Source organism: Serratia sp. HNCC26DJ244, from assembly GCF_057180565.1.
On record NZ_JBXUGO010000072.1, the window covers coordinates 1 to 1,079 of the forward strand.

The 1,079-nt window shown below is 50.9% G+C and carries 1 protein-coding gene; it reads left to right on the plus strand.

Going from position 1 to position 1,079, the window contains the following annotated elements; translation table 11 throughout:
* Positions 1 to 104 precede the first annotated feature (104 nt).
* Complete coding sequence (locus AC2A06_RS18580) at positions 105 to 1,052, plus strand: IS30 family transposase (protein WP_484381268.1); 948 nt, start codon at positions 105 to 107, stop codon at positions 1,050 to 1,052.
* Positions 1,053 to 1,079 lie beyond the last annotated feature (27 nt).

Genomic DNA, 1,079 nt, shown 5'->3' on the forward strand with positions numbered 1-1,079 from the left:
TCGCGAATTCATATAATAAGTGCAACGCTCGGTCATGATGGTGAGGTGAGGGTTAGCTGCTGATAAGCTATCCTGCTCCTCCGACCAAAGATGAGCGAGTAACCATGAACTACCAGCAGCTAACTGAAGGGCAACGATACCAGATTGCTCTGCTGTATGACGATAATTTTACTCTGACGGAGATAGGCAGACGCCTTGGTGTTAACAAGTCTACGATATCCCGTGAGGTCAGGCGCAACAGAACACCAGAGGGTTATCAGCCCAATCAGGCTCAGCGCCTCAGCGAGGTCAGGCGGCACACCTCAACAAAAAGGTGTGTATGTCCACAGACAGTTGATTTTGTTGAGTTTGCACTGAGCTGGAAGTGGAGTCCAGAACAGATCAGCGGTGTTGCGCAGCTCATTGACCTTCCCGTGAGCCATGAGTGGGTTTATCAGTATGTCTACGCAGATAAAGCCCGTGGTGGTGAGCTCTACAAGCATCTTCGGCAAGGAAAACGATGTTACCGTAGGGGCGGAGGGAAGAAGAGAAGCCCGATCCCTGACGCTGTTTCCATTGAGTTACGTCCGGCGATCGTGGATGAACGAGGTCGTCTTGGAGACTGGGAGGCTGACCTAGTATTAGGCCAGCAAGGGACCGGAGCCATTGTGACACTCGCTGAGCGTAAGAGCCGTATTTATCTGACGAAAAAGGTTTTTTCTAAAGAAGCGCATGAGGTTAGCGAGGCAATTATCTCGCTGCTGAGCGAGTACAAAGATGTCTGCCATACAATCACATTCGATAATGGTGGTGAATTTAGCCAGCATAAGGCCATAGCCAAAGCGTTGGATGCTGAAATGTACTTCGCTCATCCCTACGCCTCGTATGAGCGAGGGCTGAACGAGAATACAAATGGGCTTTTGCGTCAGTTTATCCCGAAGGGAACTGACCTGAGGACCGTGTCAGAAGAAGATTTACAGCGCTATCAGGGGGCGCTGAACAGCAGGCCACGTAAGTGTCTTGGGTTCAGACAACCCTCGGTGGTGTTTGCAGAGCTAAGAAAGGCGGCTTAGCGTTGCACTTCGGACTTGAATCCGCCA